The 20,774-nt window shown below is 63.2% G+C and carries 17 protein-coding genes and 1 pseudogene; 7 read left to right on the top strand and 11 right to left on the bottom strand.

The window, feature by feature from the left end; translation table 11 throughout:
* The first annotated feature begins 77 nt into the window (after positions 1–77).
* The 6 genes and pseudogenes from ACM62G_RS05535 to ACM62G_RS05560 all read left to right on the top strand — a co-directional run bounded on the left by ACM62G_RS05535 (position 78) and on the right by ACM62G_RS05560 (position 9,674).
* On the top strand, positions 78–1,421 hold the full coding sequence (locus tag ACM62G_RS05535; RefSeq protein ID WP_054056380.1) for an imelysin family protein: 1,344 nt from the start codon (positions 78–80) through the stop codon (positions 1,419–1,421).
* A gap of 184 nt (positions 1,422–1,605) precedes the next feature.
* Positions 1,606–3,026 (top strand): annotated as a pseudogene (locus tag ACM62G_RS05540) (di-heme oxidoredictase family protein).
* Between the two features lie 26 nt (positions 3,027–3,052).
* Positions 3,053–4,117: an imelysin family protein gene (locus ACM62G_RS05545; RefSeq protein WP_054061826.1), complete on the top strand. Its 1,065-nt coding sequence runs from the start codon at positions 3,053–3,055 to the stop codon at positions 4,115–4,117.
* A 2-nt stretch (positions 4,118–4,119) separates the two neighbouring features.
* Positions 4,120–5,217 (top strand): DUF1513 domain-containing protein, encoded by a 1,098-nt coding sequence (locus tag ACM62G_RS05550; RefSeq protein WP_273819557.1) that lies wholly within the window; start codon positions 4,120–4,122, stop codon positions 5,215–5,217.
* 261 nt (positions 5,218–5,478) lie between these two features.
* The gene (locus ACM62G_RS05555; RefSeq protein ID WP_273819449.1) at positions 5,479–6,627 is read left to right on the top strand and encodes an efflux RND transporter periplasmic adaptor subunit; all 1,149 of its coding nucleotides are present in this window, start codon (positions 5,479–5,481) and stop codon (positions 6,625–6,627) included.
* Positions 6,628–6,641: 14 nt separating this feature from the next.
* Positions 6,642–9,674 carry a multidrug efflux RND transporter permease subunit gene (locus ACM62G_RS05560; protein WP_273819448.1) on the top strand — a complete coding sequence of 1,011 codons (3,033 nt, stop codon included), beginning with the start codon at positions 6,642–6,644 and terminating at the stop codon, positions 9,672–9,674.
* Positions 9,675–9,822: 148 nt separating this feature from the next.
* Here ACM62G_RS05560 and rpoS read toward each other — a convergent pair whose 3' ends face one another.
* The 8 genes from rpoS to ACM62G_RS05600 all read right to left on the bottom strand — a co-directional run bounded on the left by rpoS (position 9,823) and on the right by ACM62G_RS05600 (position 17,058).
* The gene (gene rpoS / locus ACM62G_RS05565; protein ID WP_017127149.1) at positions 9,823–10,827 is read right to left on the bottom strand and encodes an RNA polymerase sigma factor RpoS; all 1,005 of its coding nucleotides are present in this window, start codon (positions 10,825–10,827) and stop codon (positions 9,823–9,825) included.
* Positions 10,828–10,934: 107 nt separating this feature from the next.
* On the bottom strand, positions 10,935–11,813 hold the full coding sequence (locus ACM62G_RS05570; protein ID WP_273819447.1) for a peptidoglycan DD-metalloendopeptidase family protein: 879 nt from the start codon (positions 11,811–11,813) through the stop codon (positions 10,935–10,937).
* A 241-nt stretch (positions 11,814–12,054) separates the two neighbouring features.
* Complete coding sequence (locus ACM62G_RS05575) at positions 12,055–12,690, bottom strand: protein-L-isoaspartate(D-aspartate) O-methyltransferase (protein ID WP_193394187.1); 636 nt, start codon at positions 12,688–12,690, stop codon at positions 12,055–12,057.
* 38 nt (positions 12,691–12,728) lie between these two features.
* Positions 12,729–13,478 carry a 5'/3'-nucleotidase SurE gene (gene surE / locus ACM62G_RS05580; RefSeq protein ID WP_054058423.1) on the bottom strand — a complete coding sequence of 250 codons (750 nt, stop codon included), beginning with the start codon at positions 13,476–13,478 and terminating at the stop codon, positions 12,729–12,731.
* Complete coding sequence (gene truD / locus ACM62G_RS05585; RefSeq protein ID WP_419736824.1) at positions 13,466–14,524, bottom strand: tRNA pseudouridine(13) synthase TruD; 1,059 nt, start codon at positions 14,522–14,524, stop codon at positions 13,466–13,468. The genes surE and truD overlap by 13 nt, the downstream gene beginning before the upstream one ends.
* Positions 14,521–14,994: a 2-C-methyl-D-erythritol 2,4-cyclodiphosphate synthase gene (ispF, locus tag ACM62G_RS05590; protein ID WP_273819443.1), complete on the bottom strand. Its 474-nt coding sequence runs from the start codon at positions 14,992–14,994 to the stop codon at positions 14,521–14,523. The genes truD and ispF overlap by 4 nt, the downstream gene beginning before the upstream one ends.
* Before the next feature lie 52 nt (positions 14,995–15,046).
* On the bottom strand, positions 15,047–15,898 hold the full coding sequence (gene fghA, locus ACM62G_RS05595) for an S-formylglutathione hydrolase (RefSeq protein ID WP_192842706.1): 852 nt from the start codon (positions 15,896–15,898) through the stop codon (positions 15,047–15,049).
* Between the two features lie 47 nt (positions 15,899–15,945).
* Positions 15,946–17,058, bottom strand: coding sequence for an S-(hydroxymethyl)glutathione dehydrogenase/class III alcohol dehydrogenase (locus ACM62G_RS05600; protein WP_054058427.1), 1,113 nt, complete (start codon positions 17,056–17,058; stop codon positions 15,946–15,948).
* Positions 17,059–17,165: 107 nt separating this feature from the next.
* Between ACM62G_RS05600 and ACM62G_RS05605 the strand changes: the two genes are divergently transcribed.
* On the top strand, positions 17,166–18,062 hold the full coding sequence (locus ACM62G_RS05605) for a LysR substrate-binding domain-containing protein (RefSeq protein WP_419736825.1): 897 nt from the start codon (positions 17,166–17,168) through the stop codon (positions 18,060–18,062).
* Positions 18,063–18,177: 115 nt separating this feature from the next.
* On the opposite strand, the gene ispD is transcribed toward ACM62G_RS05605, so the two are convergent.
* From ispD to eno, 3 genes are all read right to left on the bottom strand, one after another.
* Complete coding sequence (gene ispD / locus ACM62G_RS05610; protein WP_419736826.1) at positions 18,178–18,888, bottom strand: 2-C-methyl-D-erythritol 4-phosphate cytidylyltransferase; 711 nt, start codon at positions 18,886–18,888, stop codon at positions 18,178–18,180.
* The gene (gene ftsB, locus ACM62G_RS05615; protein WP_017906255.1) at positions 18,885–19,163 is read right to left on the bottom strand and encodes a cell division protein FtsB; all 279 of its coding nucleotides are present in this window, start codon (positions 19,161–19,163) and stop codon (positions 18,885–18,887) included. Before ftsB ends, ispD begins: the two co-directional genes overlap by 4 nt.
* Before the next feature lie 166 nt (positions 19,164–19,329).
* Positions 19,330–20,619 (bottom strand): phosphopyruvate hydratase, encoded by a 1,290-nt coding sequence (eno, locus tag ACM62G_RS05620; protein ID WP_054058429.1) that lies wholly within the window; start codon positions 20,617–20,619, stop codon positions 19,330–19,332.
* Between the last annotated feature and the right edge of the window lie 155 nt (positions 20,620–20,774).

A 20,774-nucleotide genomic window follows, 5' to 3' on the forward strand; every position in this document is an offset into this window, starting at 1 on the left:
CATATCTTTCGCATTATGTGTCGGTTTTGCGCGTCCCCGCGCGCACTCGTCCAACCTCTCGAAGCAGGATACCCGCCATGATTCGCATGCCTCTGGCCACCGCCAGCCTGTTGGCCCTTGCCATCGCCCTCGCCGGCTGTGGCGACAAGGACAAGGAAAAAACCGCAGCCGCCGCGCCGACACCGGCCGCCAGTGCTCCGGCCACACCTGCCAGCGACGCTGCCGGCAAGGTCGACGAGGCTGCCGGCAAGGCGGTGGTCGCGCACTACGCCGAGATGGTCTTCGCCGTGTACAGCGATGCCGAATCCACCGCGAAGACGCTGCAGCAGGCCATCGACGCCTTCCTCGCCAAGCCGAACGACGACACCCTCAAGGCCGCCAAGGCCGCCTGGGTAGCCGCACGCGTACCTTACCTGCAGAGCGAAGTGTTCCGCTTCGGCAATACCATCATCGACGACTGGGAAGGCCAGGTGAACGCCTGGCCGCTGGACGAAGGCCTGATCGACTACGTCGACGCCTCCTACGAGCACGCCCTGGGCAACCCGGGCGCCAGCGCCAACATCATCGCCAACAAGCAGATCCAGGTTGGCGAGGACAAGGTCGATGTGACCGAGATCACGCCGGAAAAACTCGCCAGCCTGAACGAGCTGGGCGGCTCCGAGGCCAACGTCGCCACCGGTTACCACGCCATCGAGTTCCTGCTGTGGGGCCAGGACCTCAACGGCACCGGCCCGGGCGCCGGCAACCGTCCGGCCTCGGACTATCTCGAAGGTGCCGGCGCCACCGGTGGCCACAACGATCGGCGGCGTGCCTACCTGAAGGCCGTGACCCAACTGCTGGTCAACGACCTGGAAGAAATGGTCGGCAACTGGAAACCGAACGTGGCCGACAACTATCGCGCCAGCCTGGAAGCCGAGCCGGCCGAAAGCGGCCTGCGCAAGATGCTGTTCGGCATGGGCAGCCTGTCCCTCGGCGAACTGGCGGGCGAGCGGATGAAGGTATCCCTGGAAGCCAACTCCCCGGAAGACGAACAGGACTGCTTCAGCGACAACACCCACAACTCGCATTTCTACGACGCCAAGGGCATCCGCAACGTCTACCTGGGTGAATATACCCGCGTCGACGGCACCAAACTGACCGGCCCGAGCCTGTCGTCGCTGGTGGCGAAGGCCGATCCGGCCGCCGATACCGCGCTCAAGGGCGACCTGGAAAGCACCGAAGCGAAGATCCAGGTCATGGTTGACCATGCCAACAAGGGTGAGCATTACGACCAGTTGATCGCCGCCGGCAACGACGCGGGCAACAAGATCGTGCGCGACGCCATCGCCGCCCTGGTCAAGCAGACCGGTTCGATCGAACAGGCCGCCGCCAAGCTGGGCATCAGCGACCTGAACCCGGACAATGCCGATCACGAGTTCTGATCGGTAGCCTGGCCGCCCCCTCCCATGGAGGGGGTAGTCCTGCGCTGAACGATACCCTTGTGGCGAGTTCGCCCGTCACAGAGAAACGGATAGCTCACCACACGAATGACTGATCTGGGCAAACACTTGCCCAGTCCCGGCCCGATAAGATTCGCGCCCTGTCCCGAACCCTGTGTCCATGCCCATGCCTTCGTTACCTGTTCGCCTGTCGTCGTTGCTGCTGGCCCTGGGCCTGAGTGCCTGCGATGACGCCGCGCGCTTCAACGCGCCCGAGCCCGGCGAGGCACGCGCCGGCGGCGGGACCACCGTGGACAGGAGCGATCGCAACAGTTTTTCCCTGCCGTCGGCCAACCTGTCGCCGGAGCGCCGCCTGGACTTCAGTGTCGGCAACAGTTTCTTTCGCAGCCCCTGGGTGATCGCCCCGTCGACCACCACTGCCCGCGACGGCCTGGGCCCGCTGTTCAACACCAACGCCTGTCAGAACTGCCATATCAGGGACGGTCGCGGCCATCCGCCAGAAGCCGGCTCGGACAACGCCGTCTCGATGCTGGTGCGCCTGTCGATCCCCAATGCGCCAGCCTACGCGAAGCTGATCGAGCAACAGGGCGTGGTGCCCGAGCCGGTCTATGGCGGTCAGTTGCAGGACATGGCCATCCCCGGCGTCATACCGGAAGGCAAGGTACGGGTCGAGTACGACCCGCTGCCGGTGCGCTTCAAGGACGGCACCGAAGTCGAACTGCGCAGGCCACGCCTGCTCATCAGCCAGCTGGGCTACGGCCCGATGCACCCGGACACGCGCTTTTCCGCGCGGGTAGCGCCGCCCATGATCGGCCTGGGCCTGCTGGAGGCGATCCCCGAAGAGGCGATCCTCGCCAACGCGAAAGCGCAGCAGCGCGACGGCATCGCCGGTCGGCCGAACCGGGTCTGGGACGACGCCCAGGGCAAGACCGTGCTGGGGCGCTTCGGCTGGAAAGCCGGGCAGCCCAATCTCAACCAACAAAACGTTCACGCGTTTTCCGGCGACATGGGCCTCACCACGACCCTGCGGCCCTTCGATGATTGCACCGCAACCCAGAGCGCCTGTCGCAACGCCCCCAACGGCAATGGCGCCGACGGCGAACAGGAGGTCAGCGACAACATCCTGCGCCTGGTGCTGTTCTACACCCGCAACCTGGCGGTCCCGGCTCGTCGGGACGTCGGCGCAGAACAGGTACTGGCCGGCAAGCGCCTGTTCCACCAGGCCGGCTGCCAGAACTGCCATACCCCGCAATTCACTACCGCGGCCACTGCCGCCGAGCCGGAGCTGGCCGGCCAGGTGATCCGCCCCTACAGTGACCTGTTGCTGCATGACATGGGCCCTGGGCTGGCGGACAACCGCACCGAGTTCCTTGCCAGCGGCAGCGACTGGCGCACGCCCCCCTGTGGGGTATCGGCCTGACCGGGACGGTCAGCGGCCACACCCGATTCCTGCATGACGGCCGCGCCCGCAGTCTGCTCGAAGCCGTGCTCTGGCATGGCGGCGAAGCCTTGCCGGCACAGCAGCGCGTTCTGTCGTTCAATGCCGAGCAGCGCGCCGCGTTGCTGGCTTTCCTGAATTCGCTATAAGAAATCCTTAATCAGAGGACCTGGACATGTTCCGCCCCAAACTGTTGTTCACCAGCCTCGCCGCACTCGCCATCGGAGCCTGCTCGCCGCAGGATCCACAGGCCCTCACTTCGGCGGCGATCGCCAAGCAGGTGATCCTGCCGACCTACAGCCGCTGGGTCGAGGCCGATCGCCAACTGGCGATCAGCGCCCTGGCCTTCTGCGAAGGCAAGGCCAGCCTGGACACCGCCCGTGCCGACTTCCTCCACGCCCAGAAAGCCTGGGCCGAACTGCAGCCGTTGCTGATCGGACCACTGGCCGAGGGCAACCGCTCCTGGCAGGTGCAGTTCTGGCCGGACAAGAAGAACTTGGTCGGCCGCCAGGTCGAACAACTGGTCAGCGCCCAGCCGCAGATCGATGCCGCCACCCTGGCCAAATCCAGTGTGGTCGTCCAGGGCTTGTCGGCCTACGAATACATTCTGTTCGACAGTCGGATCGACATGGCCGACAGTGCGCAGAAAGCCCGCTACTGCCCTCTGCTGACCGCCATCGGCGAACGCCAGAAGACCCTGGCCGAAGAGATCCTGTCGCGCTGGAACAGCAACGACGGCATGCTCGCGCAGATGAGCAAGTTCCCGAACCAGCGCTACGCCGACTCCCACGAGGCCATCGCTGACCTGCTACGGGTCCAGGTCACCGCGCTGGACACCCTGAAGAAGAAACTCGGCACGCCGATGGGCCGTCAGGCCAAGGGTATTGCCCAACCGTTCCAGGCCGATGCCTGGCGCAGCCAGTCTTCGCTGCAGGGCCTGGAAGCCAGCCTGGCGGCGGCCCGCACCGTCTGGGTCGGGGTCGACAACAAGGGCCTGCGCGGCCTGCTGCCGGCCGAGCAGAAGCCGTTGGCCGACAAGATCGATGCCGCCTACGCCGCATCGCTGAAGCTGTTCGCCAGCAACCAGCGCTCGCTGACCGAGATGCTCGGCGACGACGCCGGTCGCCAGCAGCTCAACGACCTCTATGACAGCCTCAACGTCGTCCATCGCCTGCATGAAGGTGAACTGGCCAAGGCGCTGGGTATCCAACTGGGCTTCAATGCCAACGACGGTGACTGATGATGCTGCGACGCCAGGCCCTGACCCTGGGTAGCCTGCTGCTCGGCGCGATCACGCTGGGCGGCTGGACCCTGTTCCGACAGAAAGGCAAAAGCCCGCTCCTGCTTTCGGCCCGCGACGACGGCGAGGGCGGACACTATGCCGTGGGTTATCGACTGGATGGCCAGCAGGTCTTCGCGACCCGGGTCAGCCAGCGTTGCCACGACATCATCCACCACCCCGCGTTGCCCCTGGCGGTGTTCATCGCCCGCCGCCCCGGCACGCAGAGCTACCTGATCGATGTGCGCGACGGGCGCCTGCTGCAGACCCTGGTCTCGCAGCCGAACCGGCACTTCTACGGCCATGCGGTGATCCACAAGAGTGGCGACTGGCTGTACGCCACCGAAAACGACACCAGCGATCCGGGGCGCGGCCTGCTCGGGGTCTATCGGTTCGAAGGTGAGCGCCTGGTCCATGCCGGCGAGGTCCCCACCCACGGTATCGGCCCGCACCAGGTCTCGTGGATGCCCGATGGCGAAACCCTGATCGTCGCCAACGGCGGTATCCGTACCGAGGCCGAAAGCCGGGTGGACATGAACCTCGACGCGATGGAGCCGAGCCTGGTGCTGATGCAGCGCGACGGCACCCTGCTGAGCAAGGAGACCCTGGCCCAGCAGATGAACAGTGTTCGCCATCTGGGCGTGGCCGCCGACGGCACCATTGTCGCCGGCCAGCAGTTCATGGGGCCGTCCCACGAGTCGTCCGAGTTGCTGGCGATCAAGCGTCCCGGGCAACCGTTCGTGGCCTTCCCGGTGGCCGAACAGCAGTTGCAGGCAATGGGGCACTACACCGCCAGCGTCGCGGTGCACAGCGATCTGCGCCTGGTGGCCTTGACCGCGCCACGGGGCAACCGGTTCTTTATCTGGGAGCTGGACAGCGGCCAACTGCGCCTGGATGCCCACCTGCCCGACTGTGCGGGCGTAGGCGCGGTGGCCGACGGCTTCGTGGTCACTTCCGGCCAGGGCCGCTGCCGTTTCTATGATTGCCGCCAGAAGGAACTGACAGCAAAACCCCTGGATCTGCCTGCGGGACTCTGGGACAACCACCTGCATCTGGTGTAAGACACACGGGCCCTGTTCGCGGGCAAGCCTGGTTCCTACAGGGAGGAAGGATACGATGAGCGTCAGTGTGACCTCGTCGTGCAGGAGCCGGGCTGCCCGCGAATGCTATCGCGCCAAAGCCCTCGAACGCCCCCCTTCTCAAGTCACGCCATTGGCGTAATATCTGCTGACAAGTAGCTTCAAGGCGACGCCTGGGTGCGGGGTTATCGTGCAGGGCGGTTGTTCGACCTTCCGTTAGCCTCGTCTCCAAGGAACTGGAATATGCTGCGTCGCCGCATGCTGATCATGCTGGGTCTCGTCCTTCTCGCCGTGCTGGCGCTCGCCGGCTACAAGGCTTTCTCGATCTACAAACAGATCCAGGTCTACTCCGCTCCCAAGCCGGCCATTCATGTCGCGGCGGTGACCGCCAATGCCCGCCCCTGGCAGGAGCGTCTGCCCACCGTGGGCACGCTCAAGGCCCTGCAGGGCGTCAACCTGAGCCTGGAAATCGCCGGCACGGTCAAGGCCGTGCAATTCGAGTCCGGGCAGAAGGTCAAGGCCGGACAGCCGCTGCTGCAACTCGACAGCGATGTCGAAAGCGCCCTGCTGGAAACCGCCCAGGCCGACCTGGGCCTCGCCGAGCTGGACTACGGCCGGGGCGCCAAGCTGGTCGGTAGCCAGGCGATCTCCCGCGGTGAATTCGACCGGCTCTCGGCGGTGCGGCAAAAGAACCGGGCCACGGTCAACCAGCTCAAGGCCGCCCTGGCCAAGAAGAAGATCCTTGCGCCATTCAGCGGCACCATCGGTATCCGCCAGGTGGATGTCGGCGACTATCTCGCCAGCGGTACGGTGATCGCCACCCTGCAGGACCTGAGCAGCCTCTATGTGGATTTCTACCTGCCCGAGCAGTTCATCCCCAAGCTGGCGGTCGGGCAACCGGTGCAACTGAGCGTCGCCGCCTATGGGCAGGAAGTCTTCCCGGGCCTGCTCAGCGCCATCAACCCCAAGGTCGATGAAACCACCCGCAACGTGCTGGTGCGTGCCACCCTGGCCAATCCCGCTGGCAAGCTGCTGCCGGGCATGTTCGCCAACCTCCAGGTGCTGCTGCCGGACCCGCAGCCCTATGTGGTGATACCGGAAAGCGCCGTCACCTACACCCTCTACGGCAACTCGGTGTATGTCGTGACCCAGAAAAAGGCCGAGGACGGCAGCGTGCTGAAGGAAACCGACGGCCAGCCGCAACTGATGGCGCAGCGGCGCTTCATCAAGACCGCCGAACGGCGTGACGGGCTGGTCAAGGTCATCGAGGGCCTCAAGGACGGTGAGCAGGTGGTCAGCGGCGGGCAGTTGAAGCTGGACAATGGCGCGCACATCGCTATCAGCCCGGACAAGATGGCGCCCGCCACGACCACCGCCCCTCAGGCGAACTGATCAGGGAGTCGATCATGGCCTTTACCGATCCGTTCATCCGCCGTCCGGTGCTTGCCTGCGTGGTCAGCCTGCTGATCGTCCTGCTGGGTTTCCAGGCCTATAGCAAGCTGCCGCTGCGCCAGTACCCACAAATGGAGAACGCCCTGATCACGGTGACCACCGCCTACCCCGGGGCCAACGCCGAAACCATCCAGGGCTACATCACCCAGCCGCTGCAACAGAGCCTGGCGAGTGCCGAGGGCATCGACTACATGACCTCGGTCAGCCGACAGAACTTCTCGGTGATCTCGATCTATGCCCGGATCGGCGCCAACAGCGACCGGCTGTTCACCGAGTTGCTGGCCAAGGCCAACGAGGTGAAGAACAAGCTGCCGCAGGACGCCGAGGACCCGGTGTTGAGCAAGGAGGCCGCGGATGCCTCGGCGCTCATGTACATCAGCTTTTTCAGCGACCAGTTGAGCAACCCGCAGATCACCGACTACCTGTCGCGGGTGATCCAGCCCAAGCTGGCGACCCTGCCGGGCATGGCCGAGGCGGAGATTCTCGGCAACCAGGTGTTTGCCATGCGCCTGTGGCTGGACCCGGTGAAGCTGGCCGGCTTCGGCCTCAGCGCAGCCGACGTGACCAATGCGGTACGCCACTACAACTTCCTGTCCGCCGCCGGCGAGGTCAAGGGCGAGTACGTGGTCACCAGCATCAACGCCAGCACCGAGCTGAAGTCCGCCGAGGCCTTCGCGGCGATCCCGCTCAAGACCGCCGGCGACAGCCGCGTGCTGCTCGGTGACGTGGCACGGGTCGAGATGGGCGCGGAGAACTACGACACCATCAGTTCCTTCGGTGGTACGCCCTCGGTCTACATCGGCATCAAGGCCACGCCGGGCGCCAACCCGCTGGATGTGATCAAGGAAGTGCGCAAGATCATGCCGGAACTGGAAGCCCAGTTGCCGACCAATCTCAAGGCGGAAATCGCCTACGACGCGACCCTGTTCATCCAGGCCTCGATCAACGAGGTGGTCAAGACCCTCTTCGAGGCGGTGCTGATTGTCATCGTGGTGGTGTTCCTGTTCCTCGGCGCCCTGCGCTCGGTGGTGATTCCGGTGATCACCATTCCGCTGTCGATGGTCGGCGTGCTGTTCTTCATGCAGTTGATGGGCTACTCGATCAATCTCCTCACCCTGCTGGCGATGGTGCTGGCGATCGGGCTGGTGGTGGACGATGCGATCGTCGTGGTGGAAAACATCCACCGGCATATCGAGGAAGGCAAGACCCCGCTGGAGGCCGCCCTCGAAGGCGCACGGGAAATCGCCCTGCCGGTGGTGTCGATGACCATCACCCTGGCCGCGGTATACGCCCCCATCGGCTTCCTGCAGGGCCTGACCGGCGCGCTGTTCAAGGAGTTCGCCCTGACCCTGGCCGGTGCGGTGGTGATCTCCGGCGTGGTCGCCCTGACCCTGTCACCGATGATGTGCGCCCTGCTGTTGCGCCACGACGGCAACACCACGGGGCTGGCGCACCGCCTCGACCAGATGTTCGAAAGCCTCAAGCAGCGCTACCGCAAACTGTTGCACACCACCCTCGATACGCGCCCGGTGGTGGTGGTGTTCGCGGTGATCATCCTCGGGTTGATTCCGGTACTGCTGAAATTCACTCATTCGGAGCTGGCGCCCGACGAGGACCAGGGCATCATCTTCATGATGGCGACCGCACCGCAGCCGACCAACCTGAACTACCTGAACCAATACACCGACGAATTCATCACTATCTTCAAGGAATTCCCGGAATACTACTCATCGTTCCAGATCAACGGCTTCAATGGCGTGCAGTCGGGGATCGGCGGCTTCCTGCTCAAGCCCTGGAACGAACGTCAGCGCACGCAGATGCAGATCCTGCCCGAAGTCCAGGGCAAGCTGGCGAGCATTGGCGGGCTGCAGGTCTTCGGTTTCAACCTGCCGTCACTGCCGGGTACTGGCGAGGGGTTGCCGTTCCAGTACGTGCTCAACACCCCGAACGACTACAGCGCCCTGTTGGACGTCGCCGACCGGATCAAGAAACGGGCACTGGAGTCCGGCAAGTTCGCCTTCCTCGATATCGACCTGGCCTTCGACAAGCCCGAGGTGGTGGTGGATATCGACCGCGCCAAGGCCGCGCAGATGGGGGTGTCGATGCAGGACCTGGGCGCGACCCTGGCGACCCTGCTCGGTGAGGCGGAAATCAACCGGTTTACCCTCGAGGGTCGCAGCTACAAGGTGATCGCCCAGGTGGAGCGCGCCTACCGGGACAATCCGGACTGGCTCAACAACTACTACGTGAAGAACAGCGAGGGCAGGCTGCTGCCCCTGTCGACGCTGATCAAGGTTTCCGACCGTGCCCGTCCCCGGCAGTTGAACCAGTTCCAGCAGTTGAACTCGGCAATCATTTCCGGAGTACCGCTTGTCAGCATGGGAGAAGCCATCGAGACCATTCGCCAGATCTCCGCCGAGGAAGCGCCGACAGGATTTGCCAGCGACTATGCCGGCGCCTCGCGACAGTACGTCCAGGAGGGTAATGCGCTGTGGGTGACCTTCGGCCTGGCCCTGGCGATCATCTTCCTGGTGCTGGCGGCACAGTTCGAGAGTTTCCGCGATCCGCTGGTGATCCTGGTGACGGTGCCACTGTCGATCTGCGGGGCGCTGGTTCCGCTGTTCCTCGGCTGGTCGAGCATGAACATCTATACCCAGGTGGGCCTGGTGACGCTGATCGGGCTGATCAGCAAGCACGGGATTCTGATCGTCGAATTCGCCAACCAGTTGCGTCAGGACAAGGGACTGTCGGCGCGGGAAGCCGTGGAGGAGGCAGCGGCGATTCGCCTGCGGCCGGTGCTGATGACCACGGCGGCGATGGTATTCGGCATGGTGCCATTGATTCTCGCCAGCGGCGCGGGGGCGGTGAGTCGCTTCGATATCGGCACGGTGATCGCCACCGGGATGTCGGTGGGGACGCTGTTTACGCTGTTCGTGCTGCCGTGCATCTACAGCCTGCTGGCGCGGAAGGACAAACCCGTGGCTTGAATCCTTGTGGGAGCGGGCCTGCCCGCGAAGAGGGCCTTGGGGGCACCGCAAAAGGCTTCACGGGCAAGCCCGCTCCCACAGCAAGCCTGCTTCCACAGGCATGTACAAAAAGCCGCTTCCAAAGCGGCTGGCTATGACCCACCTGTCGTCACTGGAACAGCGATTCGCTCGACAGGCCGTTCTTCTCCAGGATCTCGCGCAAGCGTTTGAGGCCCTCGACCTGAATCTGCCGTACCCGTTCACGGGTCAGGCCGATTTCCAGGCCAACGTCCTCCAACGTGCTGCTCTCATGACCGCGCAGGCCGAAACGCCGCACCACCACCTCACGTTGCTTGTCGGTCAACTCCGATAGCCACTGGTCGATGCTCTGGGAGAGGTCGTCGTCCTGCAGCAACTCGCAGGGATCGGTCGGGCGATCATCCGTCAACGTGTCGAGCAGGGTCTTGTCCGAGTCCGGGCCGAGGGAAACGTCCACCGAGGACACCCGCTCGTTCAGGCCGAGCATGCGCTTGACCTCCCCGACCGGCTTTTCCAGCAGGTTGGCGATTTCCTCGGGAGAAGGCTCGTGGTCGAGCTTCTGCGTCAACTCGCGGGCTGCCCGCAGGTAGACGTTGAGTTCCTTGACCACATGGATCGGCAGACGGATGGTACGGGTCTGATTCATGATCGCCCGTTCGATCGTCTGGCGAATCCACCAGGTGGCATAGGTCGAAAAGCGGAAACCGCGCTCCGGGTCGAATTTCTCGACCGCCCTGATCAACCCGAGATTGCCCTCCTCGATCAGGTCCAGCAGCGAAAGCCCACGGTTGACGTAACGTCGGGCAATTTTCACCACCAGGCGCAAGTTGCTTTCAATCATGCGTTTGCGGCCCGCCGGATCGCCGCTTTGCGACAGCCGCGCAAAATGGACTTCTTCTTCCGGGGACAACAAGGGGGAAAAACCGATTTCATTGAGATACAACTGGGTCGCATCCAGGGCCCGGGTGTAGTCAATGTATTTGTGCTGCTTGAGTGCAGCAGCATTTTTGGTCTTGGCACGAACTGGGGGTGGAGAACTATCGTCCTCCGGCATCATATCCATGACAATGTCGGAGTCCATAAGGAGCACCTCATCGTCGATGTCAAACCCCGGCGCTTCTTTACTGAGAGCCATTGTTATAGTCCTTTGGTGAGTTCGACCTCAGGCTCAAGCGGCGCCTTTATCCCTGGCAACGCTGGAACCTGTTCCCACTACGTCATGAGAACAGGCTGGAAAACGGATCAACGACGCGGCAGGAATTGCAATGGGTCTACGGGTTTGCCCTGGCGGCGAATCTCAAAGTGCAGTTTCACCCGGTCTGTACCAGTTGATCCCATCTCGGCAATTGTCTGTCCGACTTTGACCTGCTGCCCCTCCCGAACCAACAGCCTGCGGTTGTGACCGTAGGCACTGACGTAGGTATCGCTGTGTTTGATGATGACAAGTTCGCCGTAGCCCCGTAACCCACTTCCGGCGTATACAACCGAACCATCAGACGCAGCTAAAACAGGCTGTCCCAAATCTCCGGCGATATCAATACCTTTATTCAAACTACCGTTTGAAGCAAATTTTCCAATTAAAATACCGTTTGCCGGCCACGCCCAGCCCTTCGGCGCGGGCCCCGCAGGCGGGGTCGCAGTCGCCGCACCGGTCGCGGCCGGTGTCGCTGCCGCAGTCGTGGCAGGAGCTCCGGCGGCAGTCGCCGGACGCCTCGTGACGGTGATCTTGCTCGACGACGAGGATGACGAACTGGTGGTCGAAGTCGCTACGGCCGGCGTTGAATTTGAACGGCTGTCGAAGCGAATCGCCTGACCGACATGGATGGTATACGGCTCCTGGATATTGTTGCGCGCGGCCAGGGCTTTCCAGTCCCAGCCGTAGCGAAAGGCAATCGAGAACAATGTATCGCCGCGGACAACAACATGTTGACCAGTGGTGGTCATCGGTCGTTGCGGGGCGGAGCTGACGGAATTAGTTACATTGCCATTGCGATCGACGACGCGCACGCCGTTCTTGGGAGCACTGGAGCAACCAGCCAGTAAAGCACTGAGGGCAAGACCGATCATCAGGCGCTGAACGCTTGTTTTACCCATACGCTGCCGAATGACTGTGAGATGCACCCGCCGCTCCCTTTGTGTTGTCTGAAATGAATTATGGAGTGCCCATACAGGCGCCAGTGTGACGCAAGTATAACTGGCCGTTGGAGTTTTACGGACAGCAAAGCTGTCATGGGCGAGCAGCTTGTACAGTTCGACAGCGAAAGTCGACACACTTTAAACAGGCGCTGCCCGCAAGTTCCGACACTAGGACCGATAACACTCAACAGAATTCAGCGCACTTGTTGAACAAATACAGCCGGGTTCAGGCCAGAGGCCCGTTGAGCAATGGAACAAAACGGACTGCACCGAGCACATGCCGGGAAAATCCATGTTCCTCACGCACGATCAGCATCAGTTGCTGGACCTCACCCGACCCTACCGGAATCACCAGGCGCCCGCCAGGAGCCAGTTGGTCTAGTAACGCCTGGGGTACATCGGTGGCAACCGCGGTGACGATGATGCCGTTATAGGGTGCCAGGGCCGGCCAGCCTTCCCAGCCATCACCCCAACGGAACACCACGTTGCGCAGGTTGAGCTCGACCAGACGCTCCTTGGCACGGTCCTGCAGGACCTTGATCCGTTCGACCGAAAACACCCGTTCGACCAGTTGCGACAGCACCGCGGTCTGGTAGCCGGAACCGGTGCCGATCTCCAGCACCTTGTCCAGCGGCCCGGCCTCCAGCAGCAGCTCGCTCATGCGCGCCACCATGTAGGGTTGGGAAATGGTCTGGTTGTGGCCGATCGGTAGCGCGGTGTCTTCATAGGCCCGGTGGGCCAGGGCTTCATCGACGAACAGATGACGCGGAGTGCGACGGATCACCTCCAGCACCTGGGGGTTGGACAGCCCTTCCTCGTAAAGCCGCTGAATCAGGCGTTCGCGGGTTCTCTGCGAGGTCATGCCGATCCCGCCCCGCAACAAATCGTTCTCACGCGCCATCAGGCAAGCCCCTCCAGCCAACCACCCAGGCTGGCAAAGGCATCGTTGAAGGTACGATCCAGTTGCAGCGGTGTAACCGAAACGAAACCCTGCATCAACGCATGGAAGTCCGTACCCGGGCCGCCATCCTCGACATCCCCGGCCGCGGCGATCCAGTACCCGGCCTTGCCCCGCGGATTGACTTCGCGGATCGGCGCCGCCGCACGCGCCCGATGCCCCAGGCGGGTCAGGCGGATGCCGCGGATATGCTCCAGCGGCAGGTTCGGCACGTTGACGTTGAGTACTGTGCGCGGCGGCAACTCGAGACCTTCATGGGCCTGCACCAGCAAACGGGCGAAATGCGCCGCAGTGGCCAGGTTGTCGACCTGATGGGAAGCGAGCGAAAAGGCGAAGGAGGTCCGGCCCAGGAAACGGCCTTCCAGCGCAGCGCCGACCGTGCCGGAATACAGCACGTCGTCGCCAAGGTTGGCGCCCAGGTTGATGCCCGAGACCACCATGTCCGGTTCGTGGCCCAACAGGCCATTGACGCCCAGGTGCACGCAGTCGGTCGGCGTGCCGTTCAGGCTGATGAAGCCGTTGGGCTGGGTGTGCGGATGCAGCGGACGGTCGAGGGTCAGCGCACTGCTGGTGCCGCTCCTGTCCTGGTCCGGGGCAATCACCCGGCACTCGGCATAGTCCGCCAGCGCAGCATGAAGCGCGGCGAGACCGGGGGCGAAAACCCCGTCGTCGTTGGAAATCAGAATACGCATGAGCTGTCCGTCTGTCCCACCGGCACCAGATCAACGAGCTCGCGCACCAGAACAGTGGCGAAGCATCCGGCCGGCAGGACGAATTCCAGTTGCAGAATGTCCAGCGATGGATAATGCCACGTCAGCCCGCCAATGGGCAGCCGCAGGATACGACGTTCGTGCTCCATTCCCGCCTTGGCCAGCCATTGGCACAATTGCGGCTCACGCGCGGCAACGGCCTGCTCCAGTTCGAAGGTCGCGGCGGCCGCCGGGGAAGGCCCCTGCCCCCACTGCGGGCCGGTCGGATGCAGGTCGAGAATCGCCAGGCGCGGGTCATGGCATTCGGCTTCGTTGGCCGGGAAAAAACTACGGCTGTCGGTAAAGGCCAGCAGGTCGCCCACCTGGGCGCGGTTCCAGCTGCCATCGGCGACCCGCGCCGCCAGCACCTGGTTGAACAGATAGCTGCGGGCGCTGGAAAGCAGCCGCGAACGCACATTGCGCTGCTCCGGCAGGGTCTGGCGCGCCGCATAGTCACGGGCCTCGCCGAGATTGCCGCCCTGGTGGCCGAAGCGCTGGGTACCAAAGTAATTCGGAATGCCCAGCCGGCTGATCTGTTCCAGGCGTTGCTCCAGCCCCTGCCGATCCGCCGCCAGTTGGCTCAGGCGCAGGGTGAAACCGTTGGCCGAGTGGGCGCCGCGCTGCAGCTTGCGCTTGTGCCGGACACTCTTGAGGATTCGCAGCGTGTCGTTCTGCGCGGCGGTCATGTCCGGATCGGCCTTGCCCGGCAACTGGATGCTGAACCATTGCCGGGTCAGCGCCTGGCGGTCCTTCAGCCCGGCGTAGCTGACGGTGCGCAAGGGCACGCCGGCGGCCCGGGCAAGACGGCGGGCCGCTTCCTCGGTGTTCAGGCCGCGTTTCTCCACCCACAGCCACAGGTGTTCGCCATCGCCGGACAGGGGAATGTCGAGCACTTCATCGACCTGGAAATCTTCTGCGGTGGCCTTGAGCACCGCGCTGCCCAGCGCCTCGCCATGGGCGCGGGGGCCCAGCAGTTCCAGTTCCGTCATGCGCGCAGCAACAAGGCGACGGAATGCACCGCGATGCCTTCCTCACGCCCGGTAAAGCCGAGCTTTTCGGTGGTGGTGGCTTTTACGTTCACTTGGTCCAGCTCAACTTCAAGGTCCTCGGCGATCAACGCGCGCATCGACTCGATATGCGGTGCCATTTTCGGTGCCTGGGCAACGATGGTGTTGTCGACGTTGCCGACCCGCCAGCCGCGCTCCTTGAGCAACGACATCACGTGACGCAACAGCACGCGGCTGTCGGCGCCCTTGTAGGTCGGGTCGGTGTCGGGAAAATGCTTGCCGATGTCGCCCAATGCCGCCGCACCCAGCAATGCGTCACTCAGGGCATGCAGCAGTACGTCGCCGTCGGAATGAGCCAGCAGCCCACGGTGGTGCGCGATCCGCACGCCACCCAGAGTGATGAATTCGCCTTCGGCGAAACGGTGAACATCATAGCCGTGGCCAATACGCATAAAAAAACGCCCCGATTTAGTCAGGGCGTGATTCTACCTGCTTTGTCCGACATTAGCCGCTAAGAGCTTCGCTGTGATGCTTCAAATGATCATCGATGAAGCTGGCGATGAAAAAGTAGCTGTGGTCGTAGCCCGGCTGCAGGCGCAGGGTCAGCGGATGCCCGGCCTGCCTGGCCGCCTGCTGCAAGGCCTCGGGCTTGAGCTGATTGGCCAGGAAGTCGTCGCGGTCGCCCTGATCCACCAGGATCGGCAGCTTCTCGCTCGCCTCGCTGATCAGCGCGCAGGCATCCCATTCGCGCCAGCGTGCACGCTCCTCGCCCAGGTAACGCGAGAACGCCTTCTGCCCCCACGGGCAATCCATCGGGTTGCTGATCGGCGCGAAGGCCGACAGCGACTGGTAACGCCCCGGATTGCGCAAGGCGCACACCAGCGCGCCATGGCCGCCCATGGAATGGCCACTGATTCCGCGCTTGTCGGAGGCCGGGAAATGCGCCTCGATCAGGGCCGGCAGCTCGTGCACCACATAGTCGTGCATCCGGTAGTGGCGGGCCCAGGGCTGTTGCGTCGCATTCAGGTAGAAACCGGCGCCGAGGCCAAAATCCCAGGCATTCTCGGGATCGCCGGGCACTTCCGGACCACGCGGGCTGGTATCCGGGGCAACGATGATCAACCCCAGTTGCGCGGCCATACGCTGGGCGCCGGCCTTTTGCATGAAGTTTTCATCGGTACAGGTCAGCCCGGACAGCCAGTACAGCACCGGCAGCTTGACACCCTGCTCGGCCTGCGGCGGCAGGTAGACGGCAAACACCATGTCGCAACCGAGCACATCGGAATGATGTTTATAGCGTTTATGCCAGCCGCCGAAGCTCTTCTGGCAAGAGAGGTTTTCCAGGGACATAAGCACAACTCCACACTGCAGGGGCCGGCTGACGGCTGGCCCCTGCAAGGTAATCAGAAGTGGATGACGGTACGGATGCTCTTGCCTTCATGCATCAGGTCGAACGCCTTGTTGATGTCTTCCAGGCCCATGGTGTGGGTGATGAAGGTATCCAGCGGGATCTCGCCCTTCTGCGCCATGTCGACATAGCTCGGCAGCTCGCTGCGGCCACGCACGCCACCGAACGCCGAACCGCGCCAGACGCGACCGGTCACCAGTTGGAACGGACGGGTGGCGATTTCCTGGCCGGCACCGGCCACGCCGATGATCACCGACTCGCCCCAACCCTTGTGGCAGCACTCCAGCGCCGCACGCATCAATTGCACATTGCCGATGCACTCGAAGGAGAAATCCACACCGCCATCGGTCATGTCGACGATGACTTCCTGGATCGGACGATCGAAATCCTTCGGGTTGACGCAATCGGTGGCGCCCAGTTGCCGGGCGATCTCGAACTTGGCCGGGTTGATGTCGATGGCGATGATACGGCCGGCCTTGGCTTTCACCGCGCCGATCACCGCCGACAGGCCGATGCCGCCCAGGCCGAAGATCGCCACGGTATCGCCAGCCTTGACCTTGGCGGTATTGATCACCGCACCGATCCCGGTGGTGACGCCACAGCCGAGCAGGCAGACCTTCTCCAGCGGCGCATCCTTGGCGATCTTGGCCACGGAGATTTCCGGCAGCACGGTGTACTCGGAGAAGGTCGAGGTGCCCATGTAGTGGAAAATAGTCTCGCCCTTGTAGGAGAAACGCGAAGTACCGTCCGGCATCAGGCCCTTGCCCTGGGTGGCGCGGATCGCCTGGCAAAGGTTGGTCTTGCCCGACAGGCAGAATTTGCACTTGCCGCATTCCGGGGTGTACAGCGGGATGACATGGTCGCCGACGGCCACCGAGGTCACACCCTCGCCGATCGCCTCGACGATCGCCCCGCCTTCATGGCCGAGAATGGACGGGAAGATACCTTCCGGGTCCGCACCGGACAGGGTGTAGGCGTCGGTGTGACAGACGCCGGTGGCCACGACACGCAACAGCACTTCGCCGGCCTTGGGCATGGCAACATCGACTTCGACGATTTCCAGCGGCTTCTTCGCCTCGAAGGCAACGGCAGCACGTGACTTGATCATCCAGCAACTCCTGAAAAGTGAATGGCAAAGACCAGAGTGTAAATCATCGACTATTGGTGAATAATCAAGTCGAAAGCAAAACATTATTGCCATGCAGGGATAATCGGATGAGCGAGAACGGCTGGGAAGGGATCGACGAGTTCGTCGCCGTAGCCGAGTGCAGCCAGTTCACCGCGGCGGCGGAGCGCCTGGGAGTGTCCTCTTCGCACATCAGCCGGCAGATCGCCCGGCTGGAGGAACGCCTGCAGACTCGCCTGCTCTATCGCAGCACCCGGCGCGTGACGCTGACCGAGGCCGGGCAGACTTTCCTGCAACACTGCCAGCGCCTGCAGGACGGACGCGAGGAAGCACTGCGGGCGGTGGGTGACCTGACCAGCGAACCCAAGGGCATGCTGCGCATGACCTGCGCGGTGGCCTACGGCGAACGCTTCATCGTGCCGCTGGTCACCGCGTTCATGGGGCTGTATCCGCAGTTGCGGGTGGATATCGAGTTGAGCAACCGCACCCTGGACCTGGTGCATGAAGGCCTGGACCTGGCGATTCGCCTCGGCCGCCTGCAGGACTCCCGACTGGTGGCGAGCCGGCTGGCGCCGCGGCGGATGTACCTGTGCGCCTCCCCTTCCTACCTGGAGCGGTATGGCCGGCCCCACAGCCTGTCGGAACTGAGCCGGCACAATTGCCTGATCGGCAGTTCGGATATCTGGCAACTGGAGCAGGATGGCCGCGAGTTTTCCCAACGGGTCCAGGGCAACTGGCGCTGCAACAGTGGCCAGGCAGTACTCGATGCGGCGTTGCAGGGGGTGGGGTTGTGCCAGTTACCGGACTATTACGTGCTGGAGCATTTGCACAACGGCACGCTGATATCCCTGCTCGAAGCGCACCAGCCGCCGAATACCGCGGTGTGGGCGCTGTACCCGCAACAGCGGCACCTGTCGCCGAAAGTACGCAAGCTGGTGGATTATCTCCGGGAGGGGTTGGCGAAGCGGCCGGAGTACCAGGCCTGAAGATCGGCGGCGCCGGGCCTGGTGCTTTCGCGGGCAAACCCGGCGCCTACAGATCCGCGTCGTATAAAAGAGGATGAGCTGTAGGAGCCGGGCTTGCCCGCGAACAGCAACCGCCTCAGCGGCGATTGGCCCAACGCAGGCGCAGCCACTCCAGGTCCTCGGGACGGGTGACCTTGATGTTGTCCGAGCGCCCCTCGATCAGGCGCGGCGCCTGGCCGGCCCACTCCATCGCCGAAGATTCGTCGGTGATGGTCGCGTCAGCCACCAGGCTGTCGGCCAATGCCCGGTGCAAGGCACCCAGGCGGAACATCTGTGGCGTATAGGCCTGCCAGATCAGCGCCCGATCGACGGTTTCCAGCACCCGCCCCTGTTTGTCCACCCGCTTGAGCGTATCCCGCGCCGGTACGGCCAGCAGGCCACCCACCGGGTCGTCCGCCAGTTCGGCGAGCAAGGTATCGAGGTCGTCGCGGGACAGATTCGGCCGGGCCGCATCGTGAACCAGCACCCAGTCGTCATCCGCCGCCCCCAGGGCATGCAGATGCAACAAGGCATTGAGTACCGAGTCGGCACGCTCGGCGCCACCGTCGACACGCCGGATACGCGAATCGCCAGCACAGGCCAGGGTCGGCCAGTAGGGATCATCGGGCGCCAGGCTCAGCACCAGCCCCTTGAGGCCCGGATGATCGAGAAAACAGCCGAGGCTGTGTTCGAGAATGGATCGTCCGCCCAGTTGCAGGTACTGCTTGGGACGGTCGGCCGCCATACGGGCACCCACACCCGCGGCAGGAATCACGGCCCAGAAGGCCGGTAGCGATGAGTCAGTCATTGTGCCAGCTGATAAAGGGTTTCGCCGTCCTTGACCATGCCCAGCTCATGGCGAGCACGCTCTTCAACGGTCTCCATGCCTTTCTTCAGCTCAAGGACTTCCGCATCGAGGACACGGTTGCGCTCCAGCAGGCGCTCGTTCTCGGCATGCTGTTCGGCAATCTGTTGGGTCAGGTCGGCTACCTGTGCCAGGCTCCCGTTACCCACCCAAAGGCGGTACTGCAGGCCAGCCAGCAGCAAGAGCAGGACAAGGAACAACCAGTTGGGACTGCGCATCGAATTTCGTTTACCCAGTGAAAAGACAGCCAAGCCGACGTCCATATACCAACAGCAAGAGCCTGGATATACCCAGGCCCGTGCTTGTCAGCCATCAGATTAGTTGCGAAAAAACCGCTATAGCGACTTTTCCGACACAATCCGGTGTCTTTTTACCATCTACGGCTTAACCGCGAAACTCGGAACGACCGTTGTACTTCGCCTTGGCGCCCAATTGCTCTTCGATACGCAGCAGTTGGTTGTACTTGGAAACGCGGTCGGAGCGGCACAGCGAACCGGTCTTGATCTGGCCGGCAGCGGTACCCACGGCCAGGTCGGCGATGGTCGAGTCTTCGGTTTCACCGGAACGGTGCGAGATCACCGCGGTGTAGCCGGCAGCCTTGGCCATCTGGATGGCTTCCAGGGTTTCGGTCAGGGAGCCGATCTGGTTGAACTTGATCAGGATGGAGTTGGCGATCTTCTTGTCGATGCCTTCCTTCAGGATCTTGGTGTTGGTCACGAACAGGTCGTCACCCACCAGTTGGGTTTTCTCGCCGATCTTGTCGGTAAGGATCTTCCAGCCGGCCCAGTCGGACTCGTCCAGGCCGTCTTCGATCGAGATGATCGGGTAGCGCTGGGTCAGGCCCTTCAGGTATTCGGCGAAACCTTCGGCGGTGAACACCTGGCCTTCGCCGGACAGGTTGTACTTGCCGTCTTCGAAGAACTCGCTGGCCGCGCAGTCCAGAGCCAGGGTCACGTCGGTGCCCAGGGTGTAACCGGCATTGGCAACGGCTTCGGAGATGACTTTCAGGGCATCTTCGTTGGATGCCAGGTTCGGTGCGAAACCACCTTCGTCACCTACCGCGGTGCTCAGGCCACGGGCTTTGAGCACGGCTTTGAGGTGATGGAAAATCTCGGTGCCCATGCGCAGGCCTTCGGAGAAGGACTTGGCGCCAACCGGCTGAACCATGAATTCCTGGATATCGACGTTGTTGTCGGCATGTTCGCCACCGTTGATGATGTTCATCATCGGAACCGGCATCGAGTAGACACCTGGAGTACCGTTCAGGTTGGCAATGTGTGCGTACAGCGGCAGGTCCTGGTCCTGGGCTGCAGCCTTGGCCGCGGCCAGGGACACCGCGAGGATGGCGTTGGCCCCCAGGTTCGCCTTGTTCTCGGTACCGTCGAGGGCGATCATCGCATGGTCCAGAGCCTTCTGGTCCGCTGGATCCTTGCCCAGCAGCAGGTCACGGATCGGGCCGTTGATGTTGGCGACGGCCTTCAGTACACCCTTGCCCAGGTAACGGCTCTTGTCGCCATCACGCAGCTCCAGCGCTTCACGCGAGCCGGTGGAAGCACCGGACGGAGCGCAGGCGCTGCCGATGATGCCGTTGTCCAGAAGCACGTCCGCTTCCACAGTGGGGTTGCCACGGGAGTCGAGAACTTCACGACCTTTGATGTCGACGATTTTTGCCATTGTTGTAAACACTCCACAGTTGACGAGACCATGCAGGCACCGGCTTACCGGCGATCAGCTGCCCGCTGGGTCGATAGCCGACCGCCGGGTCTGATCGCCGACAAGCCGGCTACTGCAAAAGCAATGCGGCCGGCAGGCCAGAGCGAAAAATTGTG

The organism is Pseudomonas sp. COR18 (assembly GCF_048568395.1).
Classification (GTDB): Bacteria; Pseudomonadota; Gammaproteobacteria; order Pseudomonadales; family Pseudomonadaceae; genus Aquipseudomonas; species Aquipseudomonas fuscovaginae_B.